The 25,750-nt window shown below is 63.5% G+C and carries 25 protein-coding genes; 10 read left to right on the plus strand and 15 right to left on the minus strand.

Features of this window, described 5'->3' with window-relative positions:
• Positions 1 to 85: 85 nt before the first annotated feature.
• From ACP690_RS17380 to ACP690_RS17390, 3 genes are all read right to left on the minus strand, one after another.
• Positions 86 to 1,825, minus strand: a complete 1,740-nt coding sequence (locus tag ACP690_RS17380) for an HWE histidine kinase domain-containing protein (protein WP_426289880.1) — start codon at positions 1,823 to 1,825, stop codon at positions 86 to 88.
• A gap of 258 nt (positions 1,826 to 2,083) precedes the next feature.
• Positions 2,084 to 2,959, minus strand: coding sequence for an SDR family NAD(P)-dependent oxidoreductase (locus tag ACP690_RS17385; RefSeq protein WP_426261827.1), 876 nt, complete (start codon positions 2,957 to 2,959; stop codon positions 2,084 to 2,086).
• The gene (locus ACP690_RS17390) at positions 2,959 to 3,684 is read right to left on the minus strand and encodes a cupin domain-containing protein (RefSeq protein ID WP_426261828.1); all 726 of its coding nucleotides are present in this window, start codon (positions 3,682 to 3,684) and stop codon (positions 2,959 to 2,961) included. The genes ACP690_RS17385 and ACP690_RS17390 overlap by 1 nt, the downstream gene beginning before the upstream one ends.
• Before the next feature lie 236 nt (positions 3,685 to 3,920).
• On the opposite strand from ACP690_RS17390, the gene ACP690_RS17395 reads away from it, so the two are divergent.
• Genes ACP690_RS17395 through ACP690_RS17415 form a run of 5 tightly spaced genes read left to right on the plus strand, consistent with a single transcriptional unit; the run spans position 3,921 to position 9,941 of the window.
• Positions 3,921 to 5,045, plus strand: a complete 1,125-nt coding sequence (locus ACP690_RS17395) for an L-dopachrome tautomerase-related protein (RefSeq protein ID WP_426289881.1) — start codon at positions 3,921 to 3,923, stop codon at positions 5,043 to 5,045.
• An 8-nt stretch (positions 5,046 to 5,053) separates the two neighbouring features.
• Positions 5,054 to 6,136 (plus strand): catalase family protein, encoded by a 1,083-nt coding sequence (locus tag ACP690_RS17400; RefSeq protein ID WP_426261830.1) that lies wholly within the window; start codon positions 5,054 to 5,056, stop codon positions 6,134 to 6,136.
• Positions 6,137 to 6,159: 23 nt separating this feature from the next.
• Complete coding sequence (locus ACP690_RS17405; protein WP_426261831.1) at positions 6,160 to 6,672, plus strand: (2Fe-2S)-binding protein; 513 nt, start codon at positions 6,160 to 6,162, stop codon at positions 6,670 to 6,672.
• Complete coding sequence (locus ACP690_RS17410) at positions 6,669 to 7,682, plus strand: FAD binding domain-containing protein (protein WP_426261832.1); 1,014 nt, start codon at positions 6,669 to 6,671, stop codon at positions 7,680 to 7,682. The genes ACP690_RS17405 and ACP690_RS17410 overlap by 4 nt, the downstream gene beginning before the upstream one ends.
• 12 nt (positions 7,683 to 7,694) lie before the next feature.
• Entirely contained in the window at positions 7,695 to 9,941 is a 2,247-nt protein-coding gene (locus ACP690_RS17415) for a xanthine dehydrogenase family protein molybdopterin-binding subunit (protein WP_426261833.1), read from the plus strand.
• Positions 9,942 to 9,984: 43 nt separating this feature from the next.
• On the opposite strand, the gene ACP690_RS17420 is transcribed toward ACP690_RS17415, so the two are convergent.
• The 3 genes from ACP690_RS17420 to ACP690_RS17430 form a co-directional block, all read right to left on the minus strand.
• Positions 9,985 to 10,632 carry a TMEM175 family protein gene (locus ACP690_RS17420; RefSeq protein ID WP_426261834.1) on the minus strand — a complete coding sequence of 216 codons (648 nt, stop codon included), beginning with the start codon at positions 10,630 to 10,632 and terminating at the stop codon, positions 9,985 to 9,987.
• Positions 10,633 to 10,638: 6 nt separating this feature from the next.
• A complete protein-coding gene (locus tag ACP690_RS17425; RefSeq protein ID WP_426261835.1) occupies positions 10,639 to 11,469 on the minus strand; it encodes an aldo/keto reductase in 831 nt (276 codons plus the stop codon).
• A gap of 75 nt (positions 11,470 to 11,544) precedes the next feature.
• Positions 11,545 to 12,123, minus strand: coding sequence for a TetR/AcrR family transcriptional regulator (locus tag ACP690_RS17430; RefSeq protein WP_198382195.1), 579 nt, complete (start codon positions 12,121 to 12,123; stop codon positions 11,545 to 11,547).
• Positions 12,124 to 12,261: 138 nt separating this feature from the next.
• On the opposite strand from ACP690_RS17430, the gene ACP690_RS17435 reads away from it, so the two are divergent.
• From ACP690_RS17435 to ACP690_RS17445, 3 genes are all read left to right on the plus strand, one after another.
• Positions 12,262 to 13,251, plus strand: coding sequence for a zinc-dependent alcohol dehydrogenase family protein (locus ACP690_RS17435; RefSeq protein WP_009823890.1), 990 nt, complete (start codon positions 12,262 to 12,264; stop codon positions 13,249 to 13,251).
• Positions 13,252 to 13,351: 100 nt separating this feature from the next.
• Entirely contained in the window at positions 13,352 to 14,461 is a 1,110-nt protein-coding gene (locus ACP690_RS17440; RefSeq protein WP_426261836.1) for an S-(hydroxymethyl)glutathione dehydrogenase/class III alcohol dehydrogenase, read from the plus strand.
• A 393-nt stretch (positions 14,462 to 14,854) separates the two neighbouring features.
• Entirely contained in the window at positions 14,855 to 17,515 is a 2,661-nt protein-coding gene (locus ACP690_RS17445; RefSeq protein WP_426261837.1) for an excinuclease ABC subunit A, read from the plus strand.
• 257 nt (positions 17,516 to 17,772) lie between these two features.
• Here the strand turns inward: ACP690_RS17445 and ACP690_RS17450 are convergent, their stop codons facing one another.
• The 8 genes from ACP690_RS17450 to ACP690_RS17485 all read right to left on the minus strand — a co-directional run bounded on the left by ACP690_RS17450 (position 17,773) and on the right by ACP690_RS17485 (position 22,889).
• Positions 17,773 to 18,342 carry a type 1 glutamine amidotransferase domain-containing protein gene (locus ACP690_RS17450; protein WP_114689019.1) on the minus strand — a complete coding sequence of 190 codons (570 nt, stop codon included), beginning with the start codon at positions 18,340 to 18,342 and terminating at the stop codon, positions 17,773 to 17,775.
• Between the two features lie 31 nt (positions 18,343 to 18,373).
• The gene (locus tag ACP690_RS17455) at positions 18,374 to 19,513 is read right to left on the minus strand and encodes a glutathione-independent formaldehyde dehydrogenase (protein WP_273691849.1); all 1,140 of its coding nucleotides are present in this window, start codon (positions 19,511 to 19,513) and stop codon (positions 18,374 to 18,376) included.
• 335 nt (positions 19,514 to 19,848) lie between these two features.
• Positions 19,849 to 20,268 (minus strand): GlcG/HbpS family heme-binding protein, encoded by a 420-nt coding sequence (locus ACP690_RS17460; protein WP_426261838.1) that lies wholly within the window; start codon positions 20,266 to 20,268, stop codon positions 19,849 to 19,851.
• Positions 20,269 to 20,374: 106 nt separating this feature from the next.
• Positions 20,375 to 20,668, minus strand: a complete 294-nt coding sequence (locus tag ACP690_RS17465; RefSeq protein ID WP_022673537.1) for a putative quinol monooxygenase — start codon at positions 20,666 to 20,668, stop codon at positions 20,375 to 20,377.
• A gap of 111 nt (positions 20,669 to 20,779) precedes the next feature.
• Complete coding sequence (locus ACP690_RS17470) at positions 20,780 to 21,520, minus strand: SDR family oxidoreductase (RefSeq protein WP_426261839.1); 741 nt, start codon at positions 21,518 to 21,520, stop codon at positions 20,780 to 20,782.
• Between the two features lie 13 nt (positions 21,521 to 21,533).
• A complete protein-coding gene (locus tag ACP690_RS17475) occupies positions 21,534 to 21,716 on the minus strand; it encodes a hypothetical protein (RefSeq protein ID WP_426261840.1) in 183 nt (60 codons plus the stop codon).
• A 10-nt stretch (positions 21,717 to 21,726) separates the two neighbouring features.
• The gene (locus ACP690_RS17480) at positions 21,727 to 22,023 is read right to left on the minus strand and encodes a putative quinol monooxygenase (protein WP_426261841.1); all 297 of its coding nucleotides are present in this window, start codon (positions 22,021 to 22,023) and stop codon (positions 21,727 to 21,729) included.
• Between the two features lie 71 nt (positions 22,024 to 22,094).
• Positions 22,095 to 22,889 carry a type 1 glutamine amidotransferase domain-containing protein gene (locus tag ACP690_RS17485; RefSeq protein WP_426261842.1) on the minus strand — a complete coding sequence of 265 codons (795 nt, stop codon included), beginning with the start codon at positions 22,887 to 22,889 and terminating at the stop codon, positions 22,095 to 22,097.
• A 113-nt stretch (positions 22,890 to 23,002) separates the two neighbouring features.
• On the opposite strand from ACP690_RS17485, the gene ACP690_RS17490 reads away from it, so the two are divergent.
• Together ACP690_RS17490 and ACP690_RS17495 are read left to right on the plus strand one after the other, a co-directional pair.
• Entirely contained in the window at positions 23,003 to 23,938 is a 936-nt protein-coding gene (locus tag ACP690_RS17490) for a LysR family transcriptional regulator (protein WP_426261843.1), read from the plus strand.
• An 84-nt stretch (positions 23,939 to 24,022) separates the two neighbouring features.
• Positions 24,023 to 25,039, plus strand: a complete 1,017-nt coding sequence (locus tag ACP690_RS17495) for a zinc-binding alcohol dehydrogenase family protein (RefSeq protein WP_426261844.1) — start codon at positions 24,023 to 24,025, stop codon at positions 25,037 to 25,039.
• A gap of 216 nt (positions 25,040 to 25,255) precedes the next feature.
• On the opposite strand, the gene ACP690_RS17500 is transcribed toward ACP690_RS17495, so the two are convergent.
• The gene (locus ACP690_RS17500; RefSeq protein ID WP_426261845.1) at positions 25,256 to 25,639 is read right to left on the minus strand and encodes a LysR substrate-binding domain-containing protein; all 384 of its coding nucleotides are present in this window, start codon (positions 25,637 to 25,639) and stop codon (positions 25,256 to 25,258) included.
• Between the last annotated feature and the right edge of the window lie 111 nt (positions 25,640 to 25,750).

Genomic DNA, 25,750 nt, shown 5'->3' on the forward strand with positions numbered 1-25,750 from the left:
TCCCGATCTCGCCGCCTGACACACCGCCAAGCGAACAGCCTAGAACACCAGGATGAGGGGTCCCTTTTCGACGCCGATCACCCCGCTAACGGGGTCCCTTTTCCACGCCGATCCACACCTCCGGCCGATAGTCGGTTGCGGCCTTGCCACGGAAATAGGAGCGCAGCGACCGCTCGATCAGGATCGAGCCAAAGCCCTTGCGGGTCGGGGGCGAGACCGGCGGTCCGCCTTGCTCGCGCCAAACTATCGACAGGATGGCGTCATCGCCTTGCCCTGTGACACTCCAACCGAGCGTCACCGTGCCAAAGCCGTTCGCCAATGCCCCGTATTTGGCGGCGTTGGTGGCAAGTTCATGCAACGCCAGCGCAAAGGCGACCGTCACCTCCGGCTTCAGGGTAACGGCAGGGCCGTCGAGCAGGATGCGTTCGCCGATACTGCCATGTGGCGCCAACGCGCGCGTCGCTACCTCGTGCAGATCGGCCGAACGCCATGAGCTGCCGGTCAGCACGTCGGTTGCTGCTCCAAGCGCCACCAACCGCGCACCGAGATCGTGACTGGCCGTTTCCTTGTCCGGGGCGGAGCGCAACGTCTGCTGCGCGACCGACTGGACCACCGCCAGAACATTCTTGAGGCGATGCGCCAGCTCGCCGTTCATCAGGCGCATGTCGCTTTCGGCGCGCCGGCGATCCCGGAAGTCGCGGGTGACGGTGCCGTAACCGATCATGGCGCCGCTCGCGTCGGTGATCGGAAAAACGGAATACAGGACCGGAATCAGCTCGCCCGTGCGGAAGTGTCGGAACTCCAGCTCGCCGACCCAATGTCCGTCGCGATCCACCGCCGGCAGCACGTCGCGCATGACCATTTCCACCTGCTCGGGCGGAAAGAAGTCGGCGATCGTGAGCCGAGTGAAGTCGGCATCTTCCAGCCCGACCAACCGCTTGGCCGCATGGTTCATGTAGAACGCGCTGCCGTCCGTCCGTGCCATGCCGACGAAATCGGCGCTGTTCTCCGCCAGCCGGACGAAGCGCTCGCGCTCCTCCTCACTGGCGCGCAGCTCGGTGATATCGCGCGAGACCGACAGGATGCGGTCGGGATGCCCCTCTGGCCCCGCGATCGCGCTGACAGCGACGTGCCACCATTTGGGCGTGCCCCGATAGGTGTCGGCCTTGCCGATAAAGCTTCGGGCCTCACCTCTACCGGCCGCCTCAACCGCCGCCTTTGCTTCCGCGTTGCCGGCATCCTGCCAGAAGTCGGGCCAAGGGCAGCCGGCCACGTCGTTAAAATCGCTGATCTCCATGACGCGCCGGCCGCCCTCGCTCATGAAGGTCAGTTTGCCGTCTAGATCGAGCACCTTGATGCAGTCGGTCGAGCTGCCGAGCACGCCGGACAGGAACGCTTCACGCTCGGCCGTTACGACCAACGCCTTTTCACGCTCTTCGCGAAGCCGATCGGCATCGAGAAGCGCCGTGCGCAGCGCCTCCACCAGCACGACCAGCCCAAGCGTCGTCAGCAGGAAAATGACGGAAGCGCTCCAATGAACGGGCGTGAGCAGCAGCGGCAGATCGGACCGCGCGACCACCAATCCCGCGCCGAGCGCGGAGATTATGGTGGCCAGGACGCCGGGACCGCGGCCGAGGAACAGCGTGAGCAGCACGACCGCCGGCGTATAGAGGAACCAGGGTGCCGACGATCCGAAGAGGACGACCTGTACGATTGCGACCATTGCGATGACCACAACCGTCAGCCCGTAGCGCAGGGGCTTTGGACGAGGACGTGCGACGGTCAGGTCGCGCAGTCGGTTGAGCAAGGCGGTCGAGATGGACATGGTTCCCCGGCGTGGGGGAGCGCCCCTGCGATCCCGAATATAATGCAGATCGAAAAGAGCGAAAAGCGGCATGCATTAATAAGGGCCGGTGTCACACATCAGCATCGTAATGATCGCTGGGGGCGAGTTACCTGTAAAAGCCAAAAGCCACGACCCGCTCGTCCCGAAAACGAACGGCCAGCGCGAGCGCCGACGACCGTCCCGATTGAGATCGCAATCGGGAAAGGGGAGAGAGCGATTGTGGCGGACCTCCTTGGTTCAGGCAGTCACGTTGGCGCTGTCGCCCCCCGTTACAGCGAGGCTCGTACCCGACACCAGTGAAGCGCCTTCCGATGCCAAGAAGACGATTGCCGGCCCCATCGCGTCGGGTTCCAGCCATGGCACGCCCAGCGGCAGCTTAGCGGCGAGCGTCTCCGCGGCCGTCTTCTCGTCCTTGGCTTCATCGCCGGTGGGTTGCTTACCGCCGCTCTCGATCGCCTGTGCGTAGCGATCCTCGTGACGCGTCAGAGCGGTATCGATGAGACCGGGCACGAGCGCGTTGACGGTGATCTGGTGTCTGCCGAGTTCGAGCGCAGCCGACTTCATCAGCCCAAGGATGCCCCACTTCGACGCCGAGTAGCTCGCGCCGTTGAGCGTCCCATGCTGGCCCTGCGTGGACGAGGTGACGATGATCCGGCCGCCGCCACGGTCGACCAGCGCGGGAGCGAAGGCGCGAACAGCATTCGCCGTGCCGTTCAGGTTGTTGTCGATCTGGTCGTGCCAGTCGGCGTCGTCCATTTCGAGCAGCGGTTTGAACGCCTGGATGCCGGCGTTGGCGAACAGGATGTCGATCCCACCGAACGCCGACACAATCTCGTCACGCGCCGCGCGCAACGCACCAATGTCGCGTTGGTCAGCGACGATCGCGTGCCAACGATGGCCCGCCTTGGCTACCAGCAACCCGGTGTCGTCGAGGTTGCCTCTCGTTGCTGCCGGAAAGGTGTCGATCGGGCTGGCGGCGGCACACAGATCGATGCCGACCACGTCCGCTCCAGCTTGCGCGAGTGCGATGGCGGCGCAGCGGCCGATGCCACGCGCTGCGCCGGTGACGACGGCAACCTTGCCAGCCAGGGCGTCGGAGGCGAACGTCGGCATCACTTTATCCCTTTCTTGCTGGCGATAACGACTCGGCCGAGCTTGCCGGGAAGGTTCTCGAATTGCTCGATCGAGCCGCCGAACACCGCGGCCAGAACGTCGGCGGGCATCGCTCTGAAGGACTGGACGAGACCGATGTCATCGTCTGGCTCCATCGAGGACGCATTGAAAACGATGAGGACCAACAGATCCTCGGTATCGCTCGCGTTCTCGAAATAATGAAAATGGCCTTGTGGGGCGAAAATCATGTCGCCCTTTCCCGCTTCGAATGGACCGTCCTGCGCCGAATTCGGCCCCACGAAGGTCCAGCGGACGCGACCTTGAAGGACGAAGTTCATCTCCCAGGCGTAGGGGTGCCAATGCGGCTCGCGTACGCCGCCAGGCGCCAGCCGCGCGATGTAGCACGCCCCCTGCTGTCCCTTCAGGATAGGCCAGTTGTGCTCGTGTCCGCCTTGCAGACCGCCGCCGTCGAACACATTGGCAGGTGCTTCAGCCAGATGAAATAGGTGCGGATGGTCAGCATCCACCCCGCCGGCCGGCTTGTCACCTGCAAGCTCCGGCGCTGCTCCGGGATCACCCCAAGCGGCGCTGCCCACTCCTGGACCTTCGGATGGCGACGACACGGAAGGAGCGTCCTTGCCGCTGTCGTGCCCATGCGAACGGTGACGGAAGTCAGCGTCGGTATCGGGTTGCGTAGCGCCATCGGGTGGGTTCGCGTTCGGCATGGAGTAGGTTCCTTTGCGAAGGGATCATTGCACCGCCCAAGGACTAGCTTGAGTCTTGAGGTACATAATCGCCAGCACGTCATATCGGGCCGAACAATCGTGCAATTGGCTTCAGCGACAGATGCAGGACGCCCGTGCGATGGGCATTCTGCCTAGCCCTCTTAATTTTTTTGGGTTTTCTGGGTCTAAGTATGGGTCACGTTCGTTGACGAGCGGACCGCCGCGCGTCGCGTCCGGTGAACGGGAGCGGACTGATGCGGAAAAGCGGTATACTGATCGGGCTCGGAGCCCTCACGATAGCGCTAGCGGGAGCTGCCTACGCGCAGGCGAGCCGCAGCGCTGCGCTGGCGCAGGTGGCGCGCTTCGACCACCAAGTCACCGGCGTCGCCGTCACTGCCGACGGCCGCCGCTTCGTCAACTTTCCACGCTGGACCGACGACGCGCCCATATCGGTTGCCGAGGTGATGGCCGACGGGACGCTCCGGCCCTACCCCGACGTCAAGTGGAACAGCTGGCGCAACGCTAAGGCGAACGAAATGCCGGTCGGCGAGCACTTCGTGTGCGTCCAGTCGATCGTTCCCGACGACCACGGCAATCTCTGGGTGCTCGATCCCGGCGCGCCCGGCAACGAGAAGATCCTGGAGGGCGCACCGAAGCTCGTCCGTATCGACCTGAAGACGAACAAGGTGACCAAGGTCATCGCGGTGCCGGGCGACGTTGCGTTGCAGGGCACCTACCTCAACGATATCCGGTTCTCGCCCGATGGCCGGACCGGCTACATCACCGACAGCGGCACGCGCGGCGCAATTATCGTCGTCGACTTGGACGGCGGAAAGAGCTTCCGAGCGCTTGATGGCCATCCGTCGACCCAAATCGACAAGAGCGTCACCGTCGCCATCGAGGGCAAGCCGCTTGTCCGCCCCGATGGGCGACAGCCTACGTTCGCGTCCGACGGCATCGCGATCTCGAATGACGGGAAGACGCTCTACTGGCAGGCGCTGACCGGAAAGACGCTCTATTCGATCGCAACCGAGAAGCTGCGCCCCGACGTCAGCGAGCGAGAGCGCAGTGGTGCAGTGCAGACCGTTGCCACCACCGCCGTTGCGGATGGGCTGTGGATGAGCAAGGCTGGGACGCTCTATATCACCTCGCCGACCGATTACTCGATCAGGCGGCTCGCCGGGTCGGGGACGGAGATCGTCTTGACGGATAAGCGGCTACGCTGGCCGGACACCTTCGCCGAAGGTCCCGACGGGACGATCTACGTAACCGCGAGCCACATTCAGGACACGCAGTGGTTCACGCCGGGTGCCCCGCCGTCGATCCGCACCGAGCTGTTCTCGTTCGCTCCTACCCGTTGAGGATCGCCATGTCCTACCTGCGCTACCGCGACGACATCGAGACGCTCGAACCAGACGAGCAGGCGACGATCGACGGCATCATCCAGGGGATGACCCAGCAGAGCGAGGTAGTCGAGAAGCGCGAGCAGCATGCCGTGCGCGCCAGCCATGCCAAGAGCTCGGCCTGCGTCGTCGGCACGCTGACGATTGCCGACGACCTTCCGCCGGAGCTGGCGCAGGGGCTGTTCGCCGAGCCGGGCAGCTATGACGTCGCGATCCGCTTTGCACAGGGCCCAGGCGAGACGCTGGGCGATCGCGTGTCGACACACCGCGGTATGGCGATCAAGGTGTTCGGCGTCGAGGGCGAGAAGCTCCCCGGGCATGACGCGCCGACCCAGGATTTTGTCCTTGCCACGGGGCGCACCTTTCCATCCGGTACGGCGAGCGGCTTCCTGAGCGACGCGAAGAAAATCGGGGCGGCGACCCCGATGCCCGAAGGCGTCAAGAGCGCGGTGTCGTCGGTGGCGCGCAACTTCAACAAGGTGCTGGGCCTTTTCAACACCGCCTATGCCAAGGCGGACTTCTTCGGCCATCCGTTTAGCCACCCGATCGGCGACGACTATTTCAGCCAGGCCCCGCTGCGCTACGGCGACTACGTCGCCAAGCTCGGCGCCGTGCCGGCATCGCAGGCCCAGGATGCTCTCGGTGAGTGGCAGCTCGACCCGCACGAGGACGAGGATGGGTTCCGCCATGCCGCGACCGATTACTTCCGTGACCATGATGCGGTGTTCGAGCTGAAGGTCCAGCCCTGGGCGAACGCGGAGACGCAGCCGATCGAGGACGCCTCGGTCGAGTGGCCATCGCAGGACAGTCAGTACCGCACTGTCGCCACGATCCGCATTCCTGCGCAGGAAGCCTATAGCCCGGCGCGCGTGCGCTACTTCGACGAGGTGATGACCTTTCGGCCCGCTCATAGCCTGGCCGCGCATCGGCCGCTCGGATCGGTGATGCGGGCGCGGTTGCAGGTGTATCGTGCGCTGTCCGCCTTTCGCCACCGCGAGAACGGGGTTGCCGAGGAAAACACCGCCGACATCACCGCCATCCCGGCCTAACGCAAAACATGAAGGCGCCGATCATGCCGACAGCCGTCAATACTGCCACATACGCTGCCGTGCCGATCGGCACGGTGGAAACCATGCTGACGATCAACGGTGAGACGCGCACCCGCGCGATCGAGCCCTGGACGACGTTGCTCGATCTGCTGCGGGAAGGCGAAGACCTGATCGGTACAAAGAAGGGCTGCGACCACGGCCAGTGCGGCGCGTGCACCGTGCTGATCGACGGGCGCCGCATCAACTCGTGCCTCAAGCTGGCGGTGACGCTGGACGGGGCGGACATCACGACGATTGAGGGGTTGGGCCAGCCTGGTGACCTCCATCCGCTGCAATCCGCCTTCTGCAACCACGACGCGTTCCAGTGCGGCTATTGCACCCCTGGCCAAATCTGCTCTGCGCAGGGCCTCATCAACGAGGGCAAGGCCAGGACCCGAGAAGAGGTTCGCGAGCTGATGAGCGGCAACCTGTGCCGGTGCGGCGCCTATACGAATATCGTCGATGCGGTGCTCGACGTGATCGGAGAGAAGGCATGAACCGCTTCGACTATGCCCGCCCGACCAGCGTCGCCGAAGCGGTGCAGGCAGGCGGCGGAGAGCAGGTCCGCTATCTGGCGGGCGGCACGAACCTGATCGACCTGATGAAAGAGAACGTCGAGCGGCCGGTGACGGTGATCGACATCAACCGCCTGCCGCTGGACGCGATCGAGGAGCTGGACGGCGGTGGACTGCGGCTGGGCGCGCTCGTGCCGAACTCCAACACTGCGTGGGACACGCGGGTCGAGCAGCGGTATCCCTTGCTGTCCTCGGCGATCCTCGCCGGTGCCAGCCCCCAGCTGCGCAATGCCGCGACCAACGGCGGCAACCTCAACCAGCGCACGCGCTGCTATTATTTCTACGACGTCGCCACACCCTGTAACAAGCGCGAACCGGGCTCGGGCTGCGGCGCGATTGGCGGAGTCAATCGCATCCACGCCATCCTGGGCGCGAGCGACCAGTGTATCGCCACGCACCCGTCGGACATGTGCGTGGCGCTGGCGGTCCTCGACGCAACTGTCCAGGTGACCGGCCCGGACGGCGACCGCGCTATCCCGATCGCCGACTACCATCGGCTGCCCGGCGACGAGCCGTGGCGCGACAACACGCTGAAGCCCGGCGAATTGGTGACGGGCATCGACCTGCCGGCCGAGGACTTCACGCAGAACTACACCTACCTGAAGCTGCGCGATCGTCTGTCCTACGCCTTTGCGCTGGTGTCGGTAGCCGTCGCGATGCGGGTCGAAGGCGGCACGATCGCGGAGGCGCGGGTGGCGCTCGGCGGTGTCGCGCACAAGCCATGGCGCAGCACGGAAGCCGAGAAGCTGCTGAAGGGCCAGCAGCCGTCGCCGCAGGCGTTCGGCGCCTTCGCCGACGCCCTTCTCGCCGGCGCGGCCGGTCAGGGCGAGAACGACTTCAAGATCCTGCTCGCCCGCAAGGGGATCATCCGTGCGCTGAAGCAGGCCGCTGAGGCCACCCCGCAATCGCAGACCGACAAGCGCGTCGCTTAAGGAACAGACATCATGGCTACCGCAGCGAAAATCGGGATTGGAAGCGCGATCAACCGCGTCGACGGGGTTGAAAAGGTCACCGGCACGGCGCGCTACGCCGCCGAGCATCCGGTGGAGAACCTGCTGTACGGCTACATCGTCGAGGCCGCGATCGCAAAGGGGCGGATTGTCAGCATCGATGAGGAAGCCGCGCGCGCTGTGCCCGGCGTCGTCCAGGTCATCACCCACCTCAACCGGCCGCACGTCGCCTGGACAGACCACAGCTATCAGGACGAGATGAAGATTCCGGGCTCGCCGTTTCGTCCGCTTTACGATGATCGCATCCAGTTCAGCCAGCAGCCCATCGCGCTGGTAATGGCCGAGACGTTCGAGGCAGCGCGCTACGCCGCCAGCGTGGTCGAGGTCGCCTACGAGGCGGAGGCGCACAATACCGACTTCGAGGTCGCGGTCGGCGATAAGTACGTGCCGAAGAAAAAGCGCAGCGGCTACATGGCGCCGAAAAACCGCGGGGACGCGGCGCAGGCGTTCGCGGACGCTCCGCTGAAGGTGGCCGGCGACTACCGGCTCGCGCCGGAACACCATAATCCCATGGAGATGTTCGGCTCCACCGTCGAATGGCACGGCGACGGCAGCATCACCGTGTGGGATAAGACCCAAGGTTCGCAGGGGGTGCATGCCTACCTTGCCAGCGTCTTCGGCTTTTCGAAAAAGAAGGTACGCGTGCTCAACCCCTATGTCGGCGGCGCCTTCGGCTCGGGCCTGCGGCCTCAGCATCAGGTGTTCCTGGCGGTGCTCGCCGCCAAGATGCTGGAACGCTCGGTGCGGGTCACGATGACCCGCAATCAGATGTTCAGCCACGCCTATCGCCCCCAGGCGATCCAGAGCATCGCGCTGGGCGCGGAGACGACCGGTAAGCTCACCGCGATCCGCAACGAGGCGACCACCTCCACCTCGCGCTACGAAGACAATATGGAGAACGTCGTCACCTGGGGGCTGATGAACTACGACTGCCCGAACGCCGACGCTGAATACACCGTCGCTCAGATCGACACACCGACATCAGCAGACATGCGCGCGCCGGGGGCGGCAACCGGCATGACGCTGTTCGAGATGGCGATCGACGAGATGGCCTATGAGGCCAAGGTCGATCCGCTCGAGTTCCGGCTCATCAATTACTCACCCATCGATGCGATGAATGGCACGCCGTACACCAGCAAGGCGCTACGCGAGGCGTTTCGCGAAGGGGCCGAGGCGTTCGGATGGAGCGAGCGCTCGGCCGAGCCGCGGTCGATGCGCGATGGCAAGGAGCTGGTCGGCTGGGGTTGCGCGACCGGCATGTGGGACGCGCAATTCTCCAAGACATCTGCAAGTGCGAAGCTCACGGCCAACGGACACCTGGAAGTAGCGTGCGCGACGTCGGACATCGGCACCGGCAGCTACACGGTGATGACCCTGGTCGCCGCAGAGACGCTCGGCCTGCCGCCCGAGCAGATCACCGCCAAGCTGGGCGACTCAGACCTGCCGACCGCCCCGGTCGAAGGTGGATCGTGGGGGGCGGCATCGACCGGTGCGGCGGTACAGCTCGCATGCCAGGCGGTCGGCAAGAAGCTTTTGAAGGCGGCCGGCAAGATCGCCGGTGCACCGCTTGGCGACGCGAAGATAGACGACGTGTTCTTCGAGGACGGCTGCATCGTGCTGAAGGACGCGCCGACCGTTCGGGTGCCGTTCAGCGACGCGATGCGCGCCGCGGACCTGACGGAGATCGAGGAAGAGGAGACCGCGGCGCCCGGGTTTGGCGACATGTGGACGGGTTTGCACAAGTCCAAGAACACCCACAGCGCCATCTTCGCGGAGGTGAAGGTGGACGAGGAATTGGGCGTGGTGCGCGTCACTCGCATCGTCGATGCGGTCGCCGCAGGCCGCATCATCAACCCGAAGACCGCGCGCAGCCAGATCCTCGGCGGCGTGGTGATGGGTATCGGCATGGCGCTTCACGAGGAGACCTTTTCCGATCACCGGCTGGGTCGCTGGATGAACCACAACTTCGGCGAATACCATGTGCCCGTGCACGCCGACATTCACGATATCCAGGTGATCTTCGTCGATGAACCCGATTCCGAAGTGACCCCGCTCGGGGTCAAAGGCCTTGGCGAGATCGGCATCGTCGGCACCGCTGCCGCGATTGCTAACGCGATCTATCACGCGACCGGTAAGCGGGTGCGGTCCCTGCCGATCACGATCGATAAGATCCTGGATTGATTAGCCGATGTGAGCATCCGCCTCGCCGGGTCTATAGCCGGTCTCAGCCATTCTCCGGTTCTTGGCCTGGCTTGTAGCTGGGCTTTGCTGGCGGAACGATATAGCTCAACGTAACGATCCCCGCGACGATCAGTCCAGCACGCCAATTCCAGATTGCCAGGGCAAAGGCTACCCAATAGGCTCCGGCGGTGACGGCGAATTTGAGGGTTGTTCGCCTGAGGTAGGCGTCTGTCAGGCGCTGGTCTGGAAGCCCCCTCGCGGTTGCATAGACCCAACGCACGAACCACCACGTCGCCGGCGCCGCTGCCACGCCCAGATAGGCCAAAACGGCGGTCTTGCTTTCCGCATCACCGCCGAGATGCTCGATGAGCGGCCGCGCAGGAAATGGCGTGATGCTGACAGCGGCAAGAAAGCCGATGCTGAGCAGATTGTAGCCATGATCGGTTTTTTGCAGAAGCTTGCCGGTGAAGTGGCTGGAAGCCCAGTAAAGACCGATCAGGATTACGCTTAGGGCGTAGGCCGCATAGTCCGGTGCCAGCTTTAGATATGCCGCTGCCAGGTCGCCGTCAGTCGGCTTTGGTGCGTGTAGTTCGGTCACCGGGAGAGTGATGGCAATTGCCAGCACCGCGTCCATGAACGCCTCAAGGCGATCCGATTTGCGTTCGGTTGCTTTGAAAGACGATATCGTCATCTGACGCTACAGCATTTCGAGTGGGCGACGGCCCGCTGGCCGGGGAAATGCCGCCTCGAGTGTCGCAAGGTCGGCGTTGGAGAGCACGATATCTGCGGCCGCGCGGTTCTCCCGCACATGCGCGACCGAACTCGCCTTCGGGATGGCGATGAGGCCATCGTGGCGCAACGTCCAGGCAAGTGCGACCTGCGCAGGGGTTCCGCCAACCTGGGCCGCTACTTTGTCGAGGGCGGGATGGCTTGTGAGGCGTCCCTGCTCGACGGGACTATACGCCATCACTGGCACTTTGTGCTGTGCGAGCCACGGCAACAGGTCCAACTCAGGGCCTCGACGGACGAGATTGTATAGGATCTGATCGGTCACGCAGCCATCCCCGCCGGCAGCGACAAGCTCGTCCATATCGTCGGTATCGAGGTTGCTGACACCCCAATGCCGAATCTTTCCTGCCGATTTCAGCGCCTCCATTGCCTCTATCGTCTCAGCGAGCGGCACCGATCCACGCCAGTGGAGCAGGTAGAGGTCGAGCCGATCGGTGCCGAGTCGCTTCAGGCTCGCCTCGCACGCACCGGCAAGGCGGGAGCGCGATGCGTTCTGTGGATACGCCTTGCTAACGAGGAACAACTGGTCGCGACGATCGCCGAGCGCTTCGCAGCTCAGCGTTTCCGCCGCACCATCGCCATACATTTCAGCGGTATCGATGAGCGTCATGCCTAGCTCGACACCGGCGCGTAGCGCGGCGATCTCATCGGATCGCCGCTCAACACGTTCACCCATCTTCCAGGTGCCTTGACCCATTGAAGGAACCACTTCCCCGCCGAGCAATGTCACGTGTTTCATGTGCTTTCGTCCAATGAGATGAGTTCGACTGTTCGGTCGCGAGAGGCGGATTGGCAGATGACCACCATGTAACGGTCATATCGCGGCCGGCCATCGATCGAGTGCCATTTTGGCGATGGAGAGCAGTTCGTTGATCGTAGCGCCGTCGCGCGCCTGAACGGACATGCCTTCCATGACCGTATTGATGAATTTGCCTAGCACGGCCGGATCGGTGTTGGCCGCAAGCTCGCCCTGCGCGGCGCCGCGTTGCAGACGCTCGATCAGGAGGGCCTCCGCCGCGATGCGCTTGTCGCGCAGCAGGCATTCGATCGCGGCGGACGCCGGCGAAACGGCTGCCGCTGCCGAATACATGAAGCAGCCGGCCGGCGTTCCAGGTTCCGAGAATGATGACGCCGCTCGTTCCAGCAGGCCTTTGACGGCCTCGTAGGTGGACAACGCCGGATCGTTGATGGGTGCATAGAGGTGGACGCTGAACGTCGCGGCGTAGCGCTCGATCACCGCCGCAAATAGCCCCGCCTTGTTGTCAAACGCTGCATAGAGACTGGCGGCGGCGACGCCAGTCTCCGCCACCAGATCGGCCATCGATGTCGCCTCGTAGCCGCGCTGCCAGAACAGCCGCACCGCCTTGTCGAGCGCAGCGTCAGTGTCGAACACACGAGGGCGACCTGCGCGGCGACGGGCTTTCGTCTCTGTCATCTCTGGTGCACGATATGGAACAATCGATAAATAATAGCTTGAAACGGGTGGTCTTCTCCCTTACAGAACGATCATTCAATAATCAAGGAATCTCCAATGAGCCGCATCGTCCGTATCCACGAATATGGCGACGCCAGCGTCCTCAGGATTGAAGATGTGGCCGTCCCCGCGCCCGCGGCCGACGAAGTGCAGATCGCGGTGAAGGCAATAGGCATAAACCGCGCCGAGGTGATGTTCCGCAACCATGCCTACCTTCAGGAAGCCGAGTTCCCGAGCCGCCTTGGCTATGAGGCTGCCGGCACTGTCGTTACGGTCGGCGCGGACGTGACCGGGTTTGCGGAAGGCGAAGCCGTCAGCGTCATCCCTCCGCTCGATATCGCGCGCTGGGGCACTTATGGCGAGGTCGCCAACGTGCCCGCCCGCCTCGTCGTCAAGCATCCGGCGGCGCTGTCGTTCGAGGAAGCGGCGGCCGTGTGGATGCAGTATGTCACCGCCTGGGGTGCGCTGGTGGAGCAGGCGAAACTCGGCGAGGGCGATTTCGTCATCGTCACTGCTGCCTCCAGCAGCGTCGGCCTTGCTGCCTTCCAGATTGCCCGGATGGTCGGCGCGACGGTAATCGCGACGACGCGTACCGGCGCCAAGCGCCAGGCCCTGATCGATGCCGGTGCACATCATGTCGTCGCAACCGGGGAAGAGGATCTGGTAGCGAGGGTGATGGAGATAACCGATGGTCAGGGTGCGCGCGTGGTGCTCGATCCGGTCGGAGGCCCGTCGTTCGAGCCGCTGACCGAGAGCATGGCACGCGGAGGCATCCTGCTCGAATATGGCGCGCTCAGCGGCGAACCGACGCCGTTCCCGTTGTTCTCCGTGCTGGGCAAGAGCCTCACGCTCAAGGGGTATCTCTACAGCGAGATCGTCTCGGACGATGCCGCCCTCGATCGCGCCAAGGCGTTCATCGTGGCGGGTCTGGAATCGGGCGCGCTCAAGCCGCGGATCGCGCGCACTTTCCCGCTCGACGCCATCCAGGACGCTCACCGCTTCCTCGAATCGAACGACCAGATCGGCAAGGTCGTCGTTACGGTCTGACCGGCATACCGGGGGAGTGAGCGATCGCTCCCCCACGAATTTGCGCTGACGCAACGGCCTCGCACCAGCAATCGGTTTAACTCAACGAGGGTATCCCAACATGAAATCTCGCGCCGCTGTAGCCTTCGAGGCGGGCAAGCCACTCGAAATCGTCGAGATCGATGTCGCCCCACCCCGGAAAGGCGAAGTCCTCATACGGGTGACGCACACCGGTGTGTGCCACACCGACGCGTACACGCTGGCGGGGAGTGATCCGGAGGGTGTTTTCCCGGTGGTTCTGGGCCACGAAGGCGCGGGCATCATTGTCGAGGTCGGTGAAGGCGTCACCAGCGTCGGACCGGGCGATCACGTGATTCCGCTCTACACCGCCGAATGCGGCAAGTGCGACTTCTGCCTGTCGGGCAAGACCAACCTGTGCGTCGCTGTCCGCGAAACGCAGGGCAAGGGCTTGATGCCCGATGGGACCACCCGCTTTTCGTACAATGGTCAGCCCCTCTATCATTACATGGGCTGTTCAACCTTCAGTGAATATACTGTCGTCGCCGAAGTCTCGCTCGCCAAGATCAATCCCGAGGCAAACCCCGAACATGTCTGCCTGCTCGGCTGCGGCGTCACGACCGGCATCGGCGCAGTCCACAATACCGCCAAGGTCCAGCCCGGAGACTCGGTCGCCGTGTTCGGCCTCGGCGGCATCGGCCTCGCGGCGATTCAGGGTGCGCGCCAGGCGAAGGCGGGTCGCATCATCGCCATCGACACCAATCCATCCAAGTTCGAGCTGGCACGCCAGTTCGGTGCTACCGAGTGCATCAACCCCAAGGACCATGACAAGCCTATCCAGCAAGTGCTGATCGAGATGACGGGCTGGGGCATCGATCATACCTTCGAGTGCATCGGCAACGTCCACGTCATGCGCGCCGCGCTTGAATCAGCGCACCGTGGCTGGGGTCAGTCGATCGTGATTGGCGTTGCCGGCGCGGGCGAGGAAATCTCCACCCGCCCATTCCAGCTCGTCACGGGCCGCGTATGGAAGGGGTCCGCTTTCGGTGGCGTCAAGGGACGGACACAGCTCCCCGGCATGGTCGAGGATGCGATGAGAGGCGATATCGATCTGGCCCCATTCGTAACCCACACGATGGGTTTGGAGGAGATCAACGAGGCCTTCGAACTGATGCACGAAGGCAAGTCGATCCGCACGGTCATTCACTACTGACCCGCCGATCCGAAGCGGCGCGAGGCGCTCGGATCGACAACTCGGCCGTCATCATGGCCCGACCCCGGCCATGATGAAGCGCGCTCTGGCAAATGGGCAACGCGTCGCGATGCGGTAACAAGCGCCGAAGTACGGTCGTTACATGCCGATAGCGGCACGGACCAGGGCCGCCCAGCCCAGGCGCTTACCAGCGGAGTGTGTGTGGCCTCGTCGCGCGACCCAACAGGGAAAATGGTTTGTCGTAACCTTTGTCCAATGCTGGAAAAGTATTTCAAAGGTGCCGAATATCGGGCCAGCCTGAACTTTGGATGTATTGAGTCGGAAAAGCATTCATCTGTTACCCGACTGTGATGAACCACGGGCCGCATGGGCGGATAGGGCAGGAAGACTGAATTGAAGAGCAAGGGTATTCACGCGACGACACCGGTCACCGATCATGGGCATAAGGGGCCGCCCGCTTGCGTGCAGGTTCGCGGCGCGCGCCAGAATAACCTCAAAAATATTGACGTCGATGTACCGCGCGACGCCTTCGTGGTGTTCACCGGCATATCGGGCTCGGGCAAGTCATCGCTCGCGTTCGGCACCCTTTATGCCGAAGCGCAGCGGCGTTATCTGGAATCGGTTGCGCCCTATGCCCGCCGCCTGATCGACCAGGCCGGCGTGCCGGAGGTCGACGCGATCGACGGATTGCCGCCTGCGGTCGCGTTGCAGCAGCAGCGCGGCTCGGTCAACGCGCGATCCTCGGTCGGCAGCGTGACGACGCTCTCCAGCCTGGTGCGGATGCTCTATTCGCGCGTCGGCGAATATCCGCGCCACCAACCCATGCTCTATGCGGAGGATTTCTCCCCCAACACGGTCGCGGGGGCCTGCGCGACCTGCCACGGTATCGGCCGCGTATATGACGCGACCGAAGAGACGATGGTTCCTGATGACAGCCTCACCATTCGCGACCGGGCGATCGCCGCCTGGCCGACCGCGTGGCATGGCCAGAACCTGCGCGATATCCTCGTTTCGCTCGGCTATAACGTCGATACGCCGTGGCGCGACCTGCCGAAAAAGGATCGCGACTGGATCCTCTTCACTGACGAGGCGCCGACGGTCCCGGTCTATGCGGGCCTGACGCCCGAACAGACCCGGACGGCGCTCAAGCGCCGCATGGAGCCGAGCTACCAGGGCACCTTCACCGGCGCGCGCCGCTATGTGCTGGAAACCTTCGCCAACACTAAAAGCGCGCTGATGAAGAAGCGCGTCTCGCAATATATCATCGGCCGCGATTGCCCGACCTGCGACGGCAAGCGCCTGAAGCGCGAAGCCCTGTCGGTCAAATTCGCCGGCCTCGACATTGCCGAGTTCGGCGACCTGTCGGTGCTCAAGCTGAAGGACTTGCTGATGCCCGTCGCGCATGGCGCATATGGGGCGGTCTCCGCCCCCTCAAAGGGCCATGTTCTGGAAAAAGCGGCCCGCGATGCAGCGGTCGAACAACGGGTTGCGGCGGGCGGCTCTGCGCACAAGAGCGCGCCCGACGTACGCCGCACGCCCAATCTCTCCGACGAGAAGCGGATCGCCGCCCATCGCCTTGCCTGCGAATTGATCGAGCGGCTAGAGCCGCTGATCGATCTCGGCCTTGGCTACATTTCGCTCGACCGCAGCACGCCGACGCTCTCCTCCGGAGAGCTGCAGCGCTTGCGGCTTGCCACGCAATTGTCGTCACAGCTTTTCGGCGTGGTCTATGTGCTTGACGAGCCTTCGGCAGGGTTGTACCCGGCAGATGGCGAAGCCTTGCTCACTATCCTCGAGCGTCTCAAGGGGGCGGGCAACTCCCTGTTCGTCGTCGAACATGATCTCGACGTGATCCGCCGCGCGGAATGGCTCGTCGATGTCGGGCCAGGAGCCGGGGAAAAGGGCGGTGAAGTCCTCTACAGCGGGCCGATAGAGGGGCTTGCCGATGTCGAGACTTCGATCACCCGCCGCTACCTGTTCGCAGAGCCGCCCCGCAGTGAGCGCACACCGCGCGATCCCAAGGCATGGCTACGCCTGGAAGGGATCAGGCGGAACAATCTCCATGGTCTCGACGTCGAGTTTCCCATCGGCTGCTTCACCGCTGTCACCGGCGTTTCGGGATCGGGCAAATCCAGTCTTGTCAGTCAGGCGCTGCCCGAGCTCGTCACGGCACACCTCGGCGGCTCCCCCTTGGCCGAGGAGGAGGATATCGATCCGCTGCTCGATGTTGCGCAGAACGACACTGAAGGACGCATTGTCGCAGGCATGGAGCATGTTCGCAGGCTGGTGCGGGTCGATCAGAAACCGATCGGCCGCACGCCGCGCTCGAACCTATCCACCTACAGCGGCATGTTCGACCATGTGCGACGGATCTTCGCTGATACGCCGCTCGCCCGCCGGCGGCACTACAGCCCGGGAAGGTTCTCGTTCAACGTCGCGCAGGGCCGCTGCCCTGTGTGCGAGGGCGAGGGATACGTCATGGTGGAGCTGCTATTCCTGCCGAGCGTTTTTGCCCCGTGCTCGACCTGTCATGGCTCTCGCTACAACCCGCAAACGCTCGAAGTCGAATGGAACGGGCGCAATATCGCCCAGGTGCTCGAACTGACGGTCGACGATGCGTGCGATTTCTTCGCTGGCGAGGCATCTGTGATGCGCTCCCTCGACGTGTTGCGGGAGATCGGTCTTGGCTATCTGAGGCTCGGTCAACCGGCGACCGAGCTGTCTGGCGGGGAGGCGCAGCGCATCAAGCTGGCGACTGAACTGCAACGCGCTCAACGCGGCAACACGATCTACATCCTCGACGAGCCAACTTCGGGGCTTCACCCCTCCGATGGCGACCGGCTGATGCAACACCTGCAGGGCCTCGTAGACGCCGGCAATACCGTCGTAGTCGTCGAACATGACATGCGCGCCATCACACAGGCGGACTGGATCATCGACCTGGGACCGGGGGCCGGGGAAGATGGGGGCCGTATCGTTGCCAGCGGCGTCCCTGACGTCGTTGCGGAAGCGGAAGGCAGTCTCACCGCCCGCTATCTCAAGGCGGCGCTGTAGGTCGTAAATCTGGCCGAACGCACGTTCGATCAGGTGCATCTCGACCACACGTTGGAATGGGTCGAAGCTGGAAGCGGGAGCCGGCGATGTGTCACCGCGGTGGACGCGGGTTAGGGTTTGAGTGCCCGTCAGGCGCGCCGTGTTCGCGTGATACGCGGCGTGGCGGACGGCCAATCGCCGGCCATCCGCCACGCTCGCTTTGTGCGGATCTTCCCCAGGGAGAGGGCCCTCACATGGTTTCGTCGAAACGCCCCGCCTTAATTCCCTCCTGCGGGCGCTGCGCCGACACCTTCTGCGATTTCCTCAACGAGTTTGGCACAGAAGGCGGGCAAATCATTGGGATCGCGGCTGGTAACAAGGCCGTTGTCGACCACGACTTCCTCATTGGTCCATGCACCGCCGGCGTTCTCGATATCGACCTTCAGCGTCGGGTAGGACGTCAAGGTGCGACCCTCAAGCACGCCCGCCTCGATCAATGTCCAGGGTGCGTGGCATATCGCCGCAACAGGTTTTTTCTGATCGAAGAAAGCCCGAATGAAACTAATTGCCTCGACGCTGCCGCGCAGCTTGTCGGCACCGACAGTCCCTCCGGGAACAACAAGTCCATCGAAATCGTCGGCTTTCACCTCGGAAAACGTCTTGTCGATAGGATAGCTGGCGCCCTCGTCAAGATCGCTATTGACTGTGCGAGCCTTGCCCGGTTCAAAACTGACCACGGTCACTTTGCCACCAGCGTCCTCGACAGCTTGCTTGGGCTTCGAGAATTCTGGTTCTTCCGTCCCGCGGGGTGCGATCAGAATGGCAACCGATTTGCCTTCCAAAGTCATAATTTATTTCCTATTCCGTCGAAGACTAAGGTCAGGTGCCCGGCTTGAGCACGACCTTCGTCCAGCCAGCATCGCGCCCGTCGAAATGCTTGTAGGCGTCTGGTGCCTGATCAAGCGGCAGCCGGTGCGAGATGATTTGGGCAGGATTGGCCCGGCCTTGCTCGATAAGCTTCATCAGTCGCCGGTTGTAGTGCTTTACATTGCACTGGCCGGTGCCGATCTTCTGGCCCTTGAACCAGAAGTTGCCGAAGTCGAACGCCATCTTGCCTTCCTTCTGGAGGTCGTCGGGCGCGTTCGGGTCTTCCGGAATGAACACGCCGACGACGCCGATTCCGCCGGTGGCCTTCGTGCTTTTGACGAGGCAGTTCATCGTGTAATTGCTGCGCTCCTTGCCGTGGCGATCGCAACACTGATACCCGACCGCCTCGACCCCCCGGTCGGTCCCGAGCCCGCCGGTCGCGTCAAGGATCTGCCGGGCGGGATCGCCCTTGCGCATGTCGATCGGAATAGCGCCCATCGCCTCGGCCAGTTTCAGCCGGTCATCGTGAGAATCGACCACGAAGATCTGAGAGGCACCGCGGATTTCGGCTGAGTGCGCGGCCATCAAACCGACCGGACCGGCGCCGTAGATCGCGATGCTTTCGCCAGGCAGGAAACCCGACAGTTCGACGCCATGCCAACCGGTGGGGAAGATGTCGGAGAGCATGACATAGTCATCCTCCTTCTCCTCAGCGTCCTCAGGCAGCTTCAGACAATTGAAGTCCGCATAAGGAACGCGCATCAACTCGGCCTGGCCACCCTGCCACGGACCCATCTCGGCAAAGCCATACGCTGCGCCGGCGGTTCCAGGGTTGGTCGTGAGGCAGAAACCCGTCAAACCGCGTTCGCAATTTTCGCAGAAACCGCAACCGACATTGAACGGCATGCACACGCGATCGCCCTTCTTGATACGATCTACGGCAGCGCCGACTTCGATGACCTCGCCAAGGTTTTCGTGACCGAAGACCCTGCCCTTCTCGAAGCTGGTACGGCCCTCATACATGTGAAGGTCCGACCCGCAGATATTGGTCGTGGTCAGCCGGATGATAACATCGGTCTGCTTTTCGATCTTGGGATCATCGATGGTATTGACAGAAACATCTTTGGGCCCGTTGTACACGACAGCTTTCACGGATTTTTCCTTTCGCAGATCTTCTCAACGCGTCATCAAATCGAGAGCTTGCTGATGATCCCGGTCCGTCGCAGCGACGGAGGACATCGCGCCCCTCCAAGTGAGCTCAGTTTCCTGAACCTTCTGCCATCTGAGATGGTTCCTACCCGCAGGGCCGTCCCAGGATCGATTTACGGCGGTTTTCTGAATGACTGGGCCAGAACGGGCGAATAGCGCTCTAAACGGAGGCGGCCCGCGTCGCGCGAGAGGCGCGCCCGGCGCCCGAGCCCGCCGCTGTCGACTGGACCGCCGTCGACTGAGCCGGCGCCGCCGCGCCCGGCACCGTGCTCCAAGGCTCAGCCGCGCGCGAACGCCTGCGCCGCCGCCTCGGCCACGTCCTGGTCCTGCTTGCCGGTGCCACCCGACACGCCCACCGCGCCGATCACCGTCTCGCCCTCCTTGATCGGCACGCCCCCGGCGAAGATCATCACCTTGCCGTCGTTGGAGGCATGGATGCCGTAGAAGTCGGCGCCCGGCTGGGCGAGCTTCGCCAGCGCCTTCGTCTCGACGTCGAACGCGCGCGCCGTCCACGCCTTGCCGATCGCGATGTCGACGCTGCCGCGCCACGCATCGTCCATCCGTGCGAACGCCAGGAGGCAGCCGCCCGCGTCCACCACCGCGATGTTCGACGGGTTGCCGATCCGTTCGGCCTCCGCGATCCCCGCATCGATGATTGTCCGCGCGTCGTTCAGGTCGAGCGTCTGGGTGGTGCGCATGATGTGTCTCCGTGGCCGGTTCGGGGAAAGCCGTTCAACGTACGCCGCCGCCCCACCCCCCACACGCGGGCGATGAGAGCGACGCGCTAGGGTGCCGACCGCTCCGCTATTTCGCGGCCAGCAGGGTGAACTTGTGAATCTGCGGCGGTTCGGAGAACAGCTCGTCTGCCTTGTCCATCAGTGCGGCGGCGACCTTGCCGTCAAGATGGGCCTGCCGATCCTCCTCCGTGTCGAACGTATCGAAGATCGCGTACGCACCGGGGCCTTCCTCGATCGCATACCAGGTCAGAGTGCCCGGCTCAGCTTGAACGAGCGGCAATGCCGAGGTCAGAAAATCGGCGACATCGCGCTCTTTTCCGGGCTTGGCCTTCAGTGGTACATACAGGGCAAGTTTGGGCATAAATGACTCCTCAGGTGAAACGGACAGCTATTATTCGGCAAAGTAACGGACGAGCGGGCCGGTACGTTCCCGATGAGGCGGAGCGCATGCGGCCCCGCCTCCTCGTCGAAATCAGAACTGCTGTGCGGTCGGCCGGATGACGATCGCGTTGACGTCGACGTCATCAGGTTGTTCGACGGCGAACGCGATAGCACGCGCCACCGATGCCGCCGGGATGGCCTGCTTGTAGAAGTCCAGCACCGTCTCGGCAGCCGTACCCGAGGTCGTGAACTTCAGGTCGCTCTCGACGGCTCCGGGCTCGATCGACGTGACGCGGACCTTCTCGCCCACCTCGTGGCGAAGACCTTCGCTGATCGCGCTGACGGCGAACTTGGTGCCGGAATAGACCGTGCCGCCCGGGGCGAAGACCTTGATGCCGGCGACCGAACTCAGGTTGATGATGTGGCCGCTGCCCTGCTCGAGGAAGCCGGGAAGAGCCGCGGCGATGCCGTAGAGCGTGCCCTTCAAATTGACGTCGATCATCTGGTCCCACTCGTCGGTGTTGACCTCGGCCATCGGACGGATCGGCATCAGACCGGCGTTGTTGATCAGTACGTCGAGACGGCCGAAGTCGGCGACGATCGCGGCGACGACGGACTGGACCGCCGACTTGTCAGTGACGTCGAGCGCATAGGCGCGTGCCGTTCCGCCGTTCTCGGCGATCTGCGCGACGACCTCGTCGAGCTTGTCCTTGCGCCGTGCGGCGATGGCGACCTTCGCACCGCGTTCGGCGAGAAGACGCGCGGTCTCGGCGCCGATGCCGGTGCTCCCGCCGGTGATGAGAACAACCTTGCCTTCGATACCTTTGGTCATGACTGTGTTTCCTTCACTTCAGATGTTGATTTTTTCGCTGGGTCGCGGCCCCGCGCCAGCGGTAGCCGCGTGGATGAACGAGGCCCATAAGGCCCGCGCGAAGCGCAGGTGCCAACAGGCTGATCATCCGCAGCTCCTCTATGTAGAACGGTTGTGCCAGCAGCGCCGACCCCACCCATTCTTTAAGCTTGCCCATGGCAGCACCCTTAGGTTGCGGAGACGGGGTTGAGGACAAACGCGGCGCGCTCAGCCAGATCGCCGATCTGAGAGAGGTAGTTTTGGAAGTGGGGCGTCGCGCGGTGGGCGGTAACCGCATCCGCGTCCGCGTACAGCTCGTCGAGGACGAAGCGGTTCGGATCGCTCTGGTCCTGCCAGAGATCGTAGCGCAAATTGCCCGGTTCGGCACGGCTTGGCTTTAGCATGGCGTCGAGCAGAGCGTGTAGGCGGTCGACGGTATCCGCACGGGCGGTTAGGACGGCGACGATCTTCACGTTGGCGGTCATGGCACCGTTCCTTATAATGGTTCTATGCGAAGCGGGGCGCATCCTGAGCGCCCCGCCCGTCATCCTGGTACTCACGCAGCGGCGCGATCGAGGGCTTCGATCAACGCGTCGGCCATGGCTTGGTCCGACGCCGGATTCTGACCCGTGATCAGCTCCCGATCCACGACGACATTCGAAGCGAAGTTCTTGTCGGTGACAGAGACGTCGCCGCCGGCCGACCGCAGCGCCTTTTCCATGTCGAAGAAGAGCTCGCCCTTCAGCACTTGCTCCTCAGCGATCTTCTCCTCGCTCGCCGAAAAGACGGTCATGCGGTAGCCTGAGTAGATCCAGTCTCGCGCCAGGTCGGCCGCCCCGGCGTAATCGCCTTCCTCCAGCGCCTTGCGGAAGGCCGGAGCATCGTCGAGCGTAGAGACAACGGCCACCGGTCCGTGGCAGAGTAGCGCGGTCGGCTTGGCCGCCGTGTGGAAGTGACGGAGGATCGTGCCCGCATCGCGGTCCTGCATCAGATCGACGATTGGCGCGTGACCTCCCGGCACGAACACGCCAACGAAGCCGTCCAGACCCTCGTCGACAACCGATTTCAGCGTGCGGACGTCGTTCATGGCCGGGTGGCTCGCGAAGAAGTCCTTGGCGCGCTGGTATGCCGCCTCATCACCGCCAAAGTGGTCCTTCGTGTCGGAACCGGCGTCGATGTGCGGCTTGGTCCCATTGGGCGTAGCGAGAACAATATCATAGCCGGCGTCGAGCAGTGCCAGCGCGGGGACTGCCGTTTCGTTGAGATACTGACCGACCGTTGCGGTACTGCCGCCACGCAGACCGAGCTGTGTCGCGTTCGATCCAAGAACGAGAACCTGACCCTTGCTCATCTGAACCTCCATGTTCGCGGCGCCCGTCGCCGATGGATGGGAAATGGGCCTCGTTGATATATTCTAGAAGTTTATCTTTCTAATGTCAGATATACGTCTGACAGGATGACTGCATGCGCTACGATCTGAACCTGCTGCCGATCTTCGTCGCGTTGATGGAGGAACGCAGCGTCACGCGGGCCGCCGGGCGCATGGGCATGACACAGCCCGCCCTGTCTAATGCCCTATCGCGTCTGCGACTGATGCTTCAGGACCAACTGTTCGTCCGCGAGCGCTACGGCATCCAGCCGACCCCGATCGCGCTTGAACTCTCACCGCTGATCGCCGAGGCACTCGCCCAGCTCGACGACGCGGTCCTCGGTCAGCAGGCCTTCGACCCCGTACATACCGAACGGCTCTTCACGATCGCGCCAAACGGCTATGTCGAGTTCGTCCTCGTCCCCGCTATCGTGGCGCGCCTGGAGAAGGTCGCCCCCGGCATCAAGCTTCGTCTGACGCCCTACGGGAACGATCTTGTGGAAACAGGCGTCGTGTCGGGCACGACGGCGCTCGTGCTGGGCCGCATCGTCGATCCGCCCGACAACCTCGTCGTCCAGCACCTGATGGACGAAGGGCTCGCCTGCGCCGTCCGTGCCGACCATCCGGGCGTCGGCGATGTCATGACGCGCGAGCAGTTCGAGACGATGAAGCATGTCAACATCGTGCCGCCCGGACGGATGCGCGCCGGGCTGTTCCAGGCGCTGGCGCAGCAGCAGCTGAAGCGCGACGTCGCAATCTCCGTGACAAACTTCTTCGCGGTAGCCGAGATAGTGGCGGTGACCGACTATTGCGCCACCTTGCCCTCGCTCATCTGCAGGCGGCTGATGCACGACCCCCGGCTGAAGATCCTGCCGGCTCCGGTCGACCTTGGCAGCTTTCCCGTGGAAATGGCTTGGCACGTCCGCTATCGGCATGATCCCGCACACCGCTGGTTACGTGCGCTGATCGGCGCGGTCATCACCGACCTCACGGGGAAGACGGCAGCGGCAATCACGCCGTCGCCAGCCTGACGACGATGTCGAACCGCGATGTCGCTTGTGCGTATCCTGTACGCGACAAAGTTCGCTATACAGCCCCTGACAATAGGATTTATCATGCGCGCAATCGGCTACCAGCAGCCCGGAACGATCGATCGCACGGAAGCTCTCGTCGACATCGAGCTTCCCGATCCCGTAGTCACTGGGCGCGATCTCCTCGTCGAGGTCAAGGCCGTCTCGGTAAACCCAGTTGATACGAAGGTGCGCGCTGGATCGGGTCCGATCCACGGTGATTGGCGTGTCCTGGGTTGGGATGCCGCCGGTGTCGTTCGCGCTGTTGGCCCTGAAGTGCGCGGCTTCGAACCGGGCGACGAGGTGTTCTACGCGGGCAGTATCGGCCGCGATGGGACCAACGCCGAGTTGCACCTGGTCGACGAACGCATTGTCGGGAAGAAGCCGGCCAGCCTCGATTGGGCAGAGGCAGCGGCGTTGCCGCTGACGGCGATCACCGCGTGGGAGGCCCTCTTCGAGCGATTGTCCGTGCGTACTCCTGTAGCCGGTGCAGCAGCTGCGCTGTTGATTGTCGGCGGTGCCGGCGGGGTCGGATCGATGGCGATCCAGCTTGCCCGTCAGGTTCCCGATCTCACCGTCATCGCAACGGCATCACGCCCCGAGACGCAAGCCTGGGTGCGTGAGCTCGGCGCCCACCATGTCATCGATCATCGTCAGCCGCTGGCGCAGCAGGTCGCGGATCTCGGCATTGGCGCGCCGGCTTTCATCTTCTCGGCCACGCACACCGATGAGCATATCGAGCAGATCGCCGAGCTGATCGCCCCGCAGGGACGTTTTGCACTCATCGACGACCCCAAGACGCTCGATGTCGTACCGTTCAAACGCAAGTCGGTGTCGACCCACTGGGAGTTCATGTTCACCCGGTCCATGTTCGAGACTGCTGATATGGAAACGCAGGGTCAGATCCTGTCGGCCATCGCCAGCCTCGTGGACGCCGACGAGGTGCGCACCACCCTCACCGAACGGTTCTCCCCCATCAACGCCGCGAACCTCAAGCGCGCGCACCAGGCGCTTGAGAGCACTAGCGCACGCGGTAAGATTGTCATCGAGGGTTGGCAGTGATGCGGTTCACGCTCACTCAACGTCCGCCGCGCCCGCGGCCCCCGTTGCACCAACTGAAAGGGACCAAGCCTCGGCGTTATCGATGCCAGCCCTGTGCGGTTGTGGGCGTCGCTTTCGCTGGGTCACTGATATCTACAATCGTATAAGACCGTGATGTTTCGAGATAGCAGACGCGGTCCTCGGGTGAAAACTCGGGACGTCTGCTAGCTTGGCATCTCACCAATCGGTGCCAAGAGCGGGGAGTGCTTCGGCTAAGAAGTCAATCCACGCCCGCGTCTTGGCGGCGGGGCGCCGCGTCGGGTGTGTGATGGCATATGCCGCTCCCAGCATCATAGGCGGCTCGTCCAGCTCAAGCTCGCTCAACTGGCCGGCGCGAAGCGCCTCTGCCGCAATAAAGCGTGGCCCATAGACCAGCCCTTGGCCCGCGATGGCAGCGCGAACCAAAGCCTCACCATTGTCGGAACACATCGATCCTGAGATCGGCACCTTGATCGTCCCGTCTTTACCGAACGCCCACGATGTCGTTCCTGCAAGCGATGCGTTGGTGTGGCCCAGACAATCGTGATCGCCGAGGTCGGCCAGGCGGGTTGGCGTGTGGATCGGCGTGGAAAAGGGACCCCGTTAGCGGGGTGATCGGCGTCGAAAAGGGACCCCTCATCCTGGTGTTCTAGGCTGTTCGCTTGGCGGTGTGTCAGGCGGCGAGATCGGGAT

Origin of the sequence: Sphingomonas sp. DC4900 (assembly GCF_049896485.1) — a bacterium.
GTDB lineage: Bacteria > Pseudomonadota > Alphaproteobacteria > Sphingomonadales > Sphingomonadaceae > Sphingomonas > Sphingomonas aquatilis.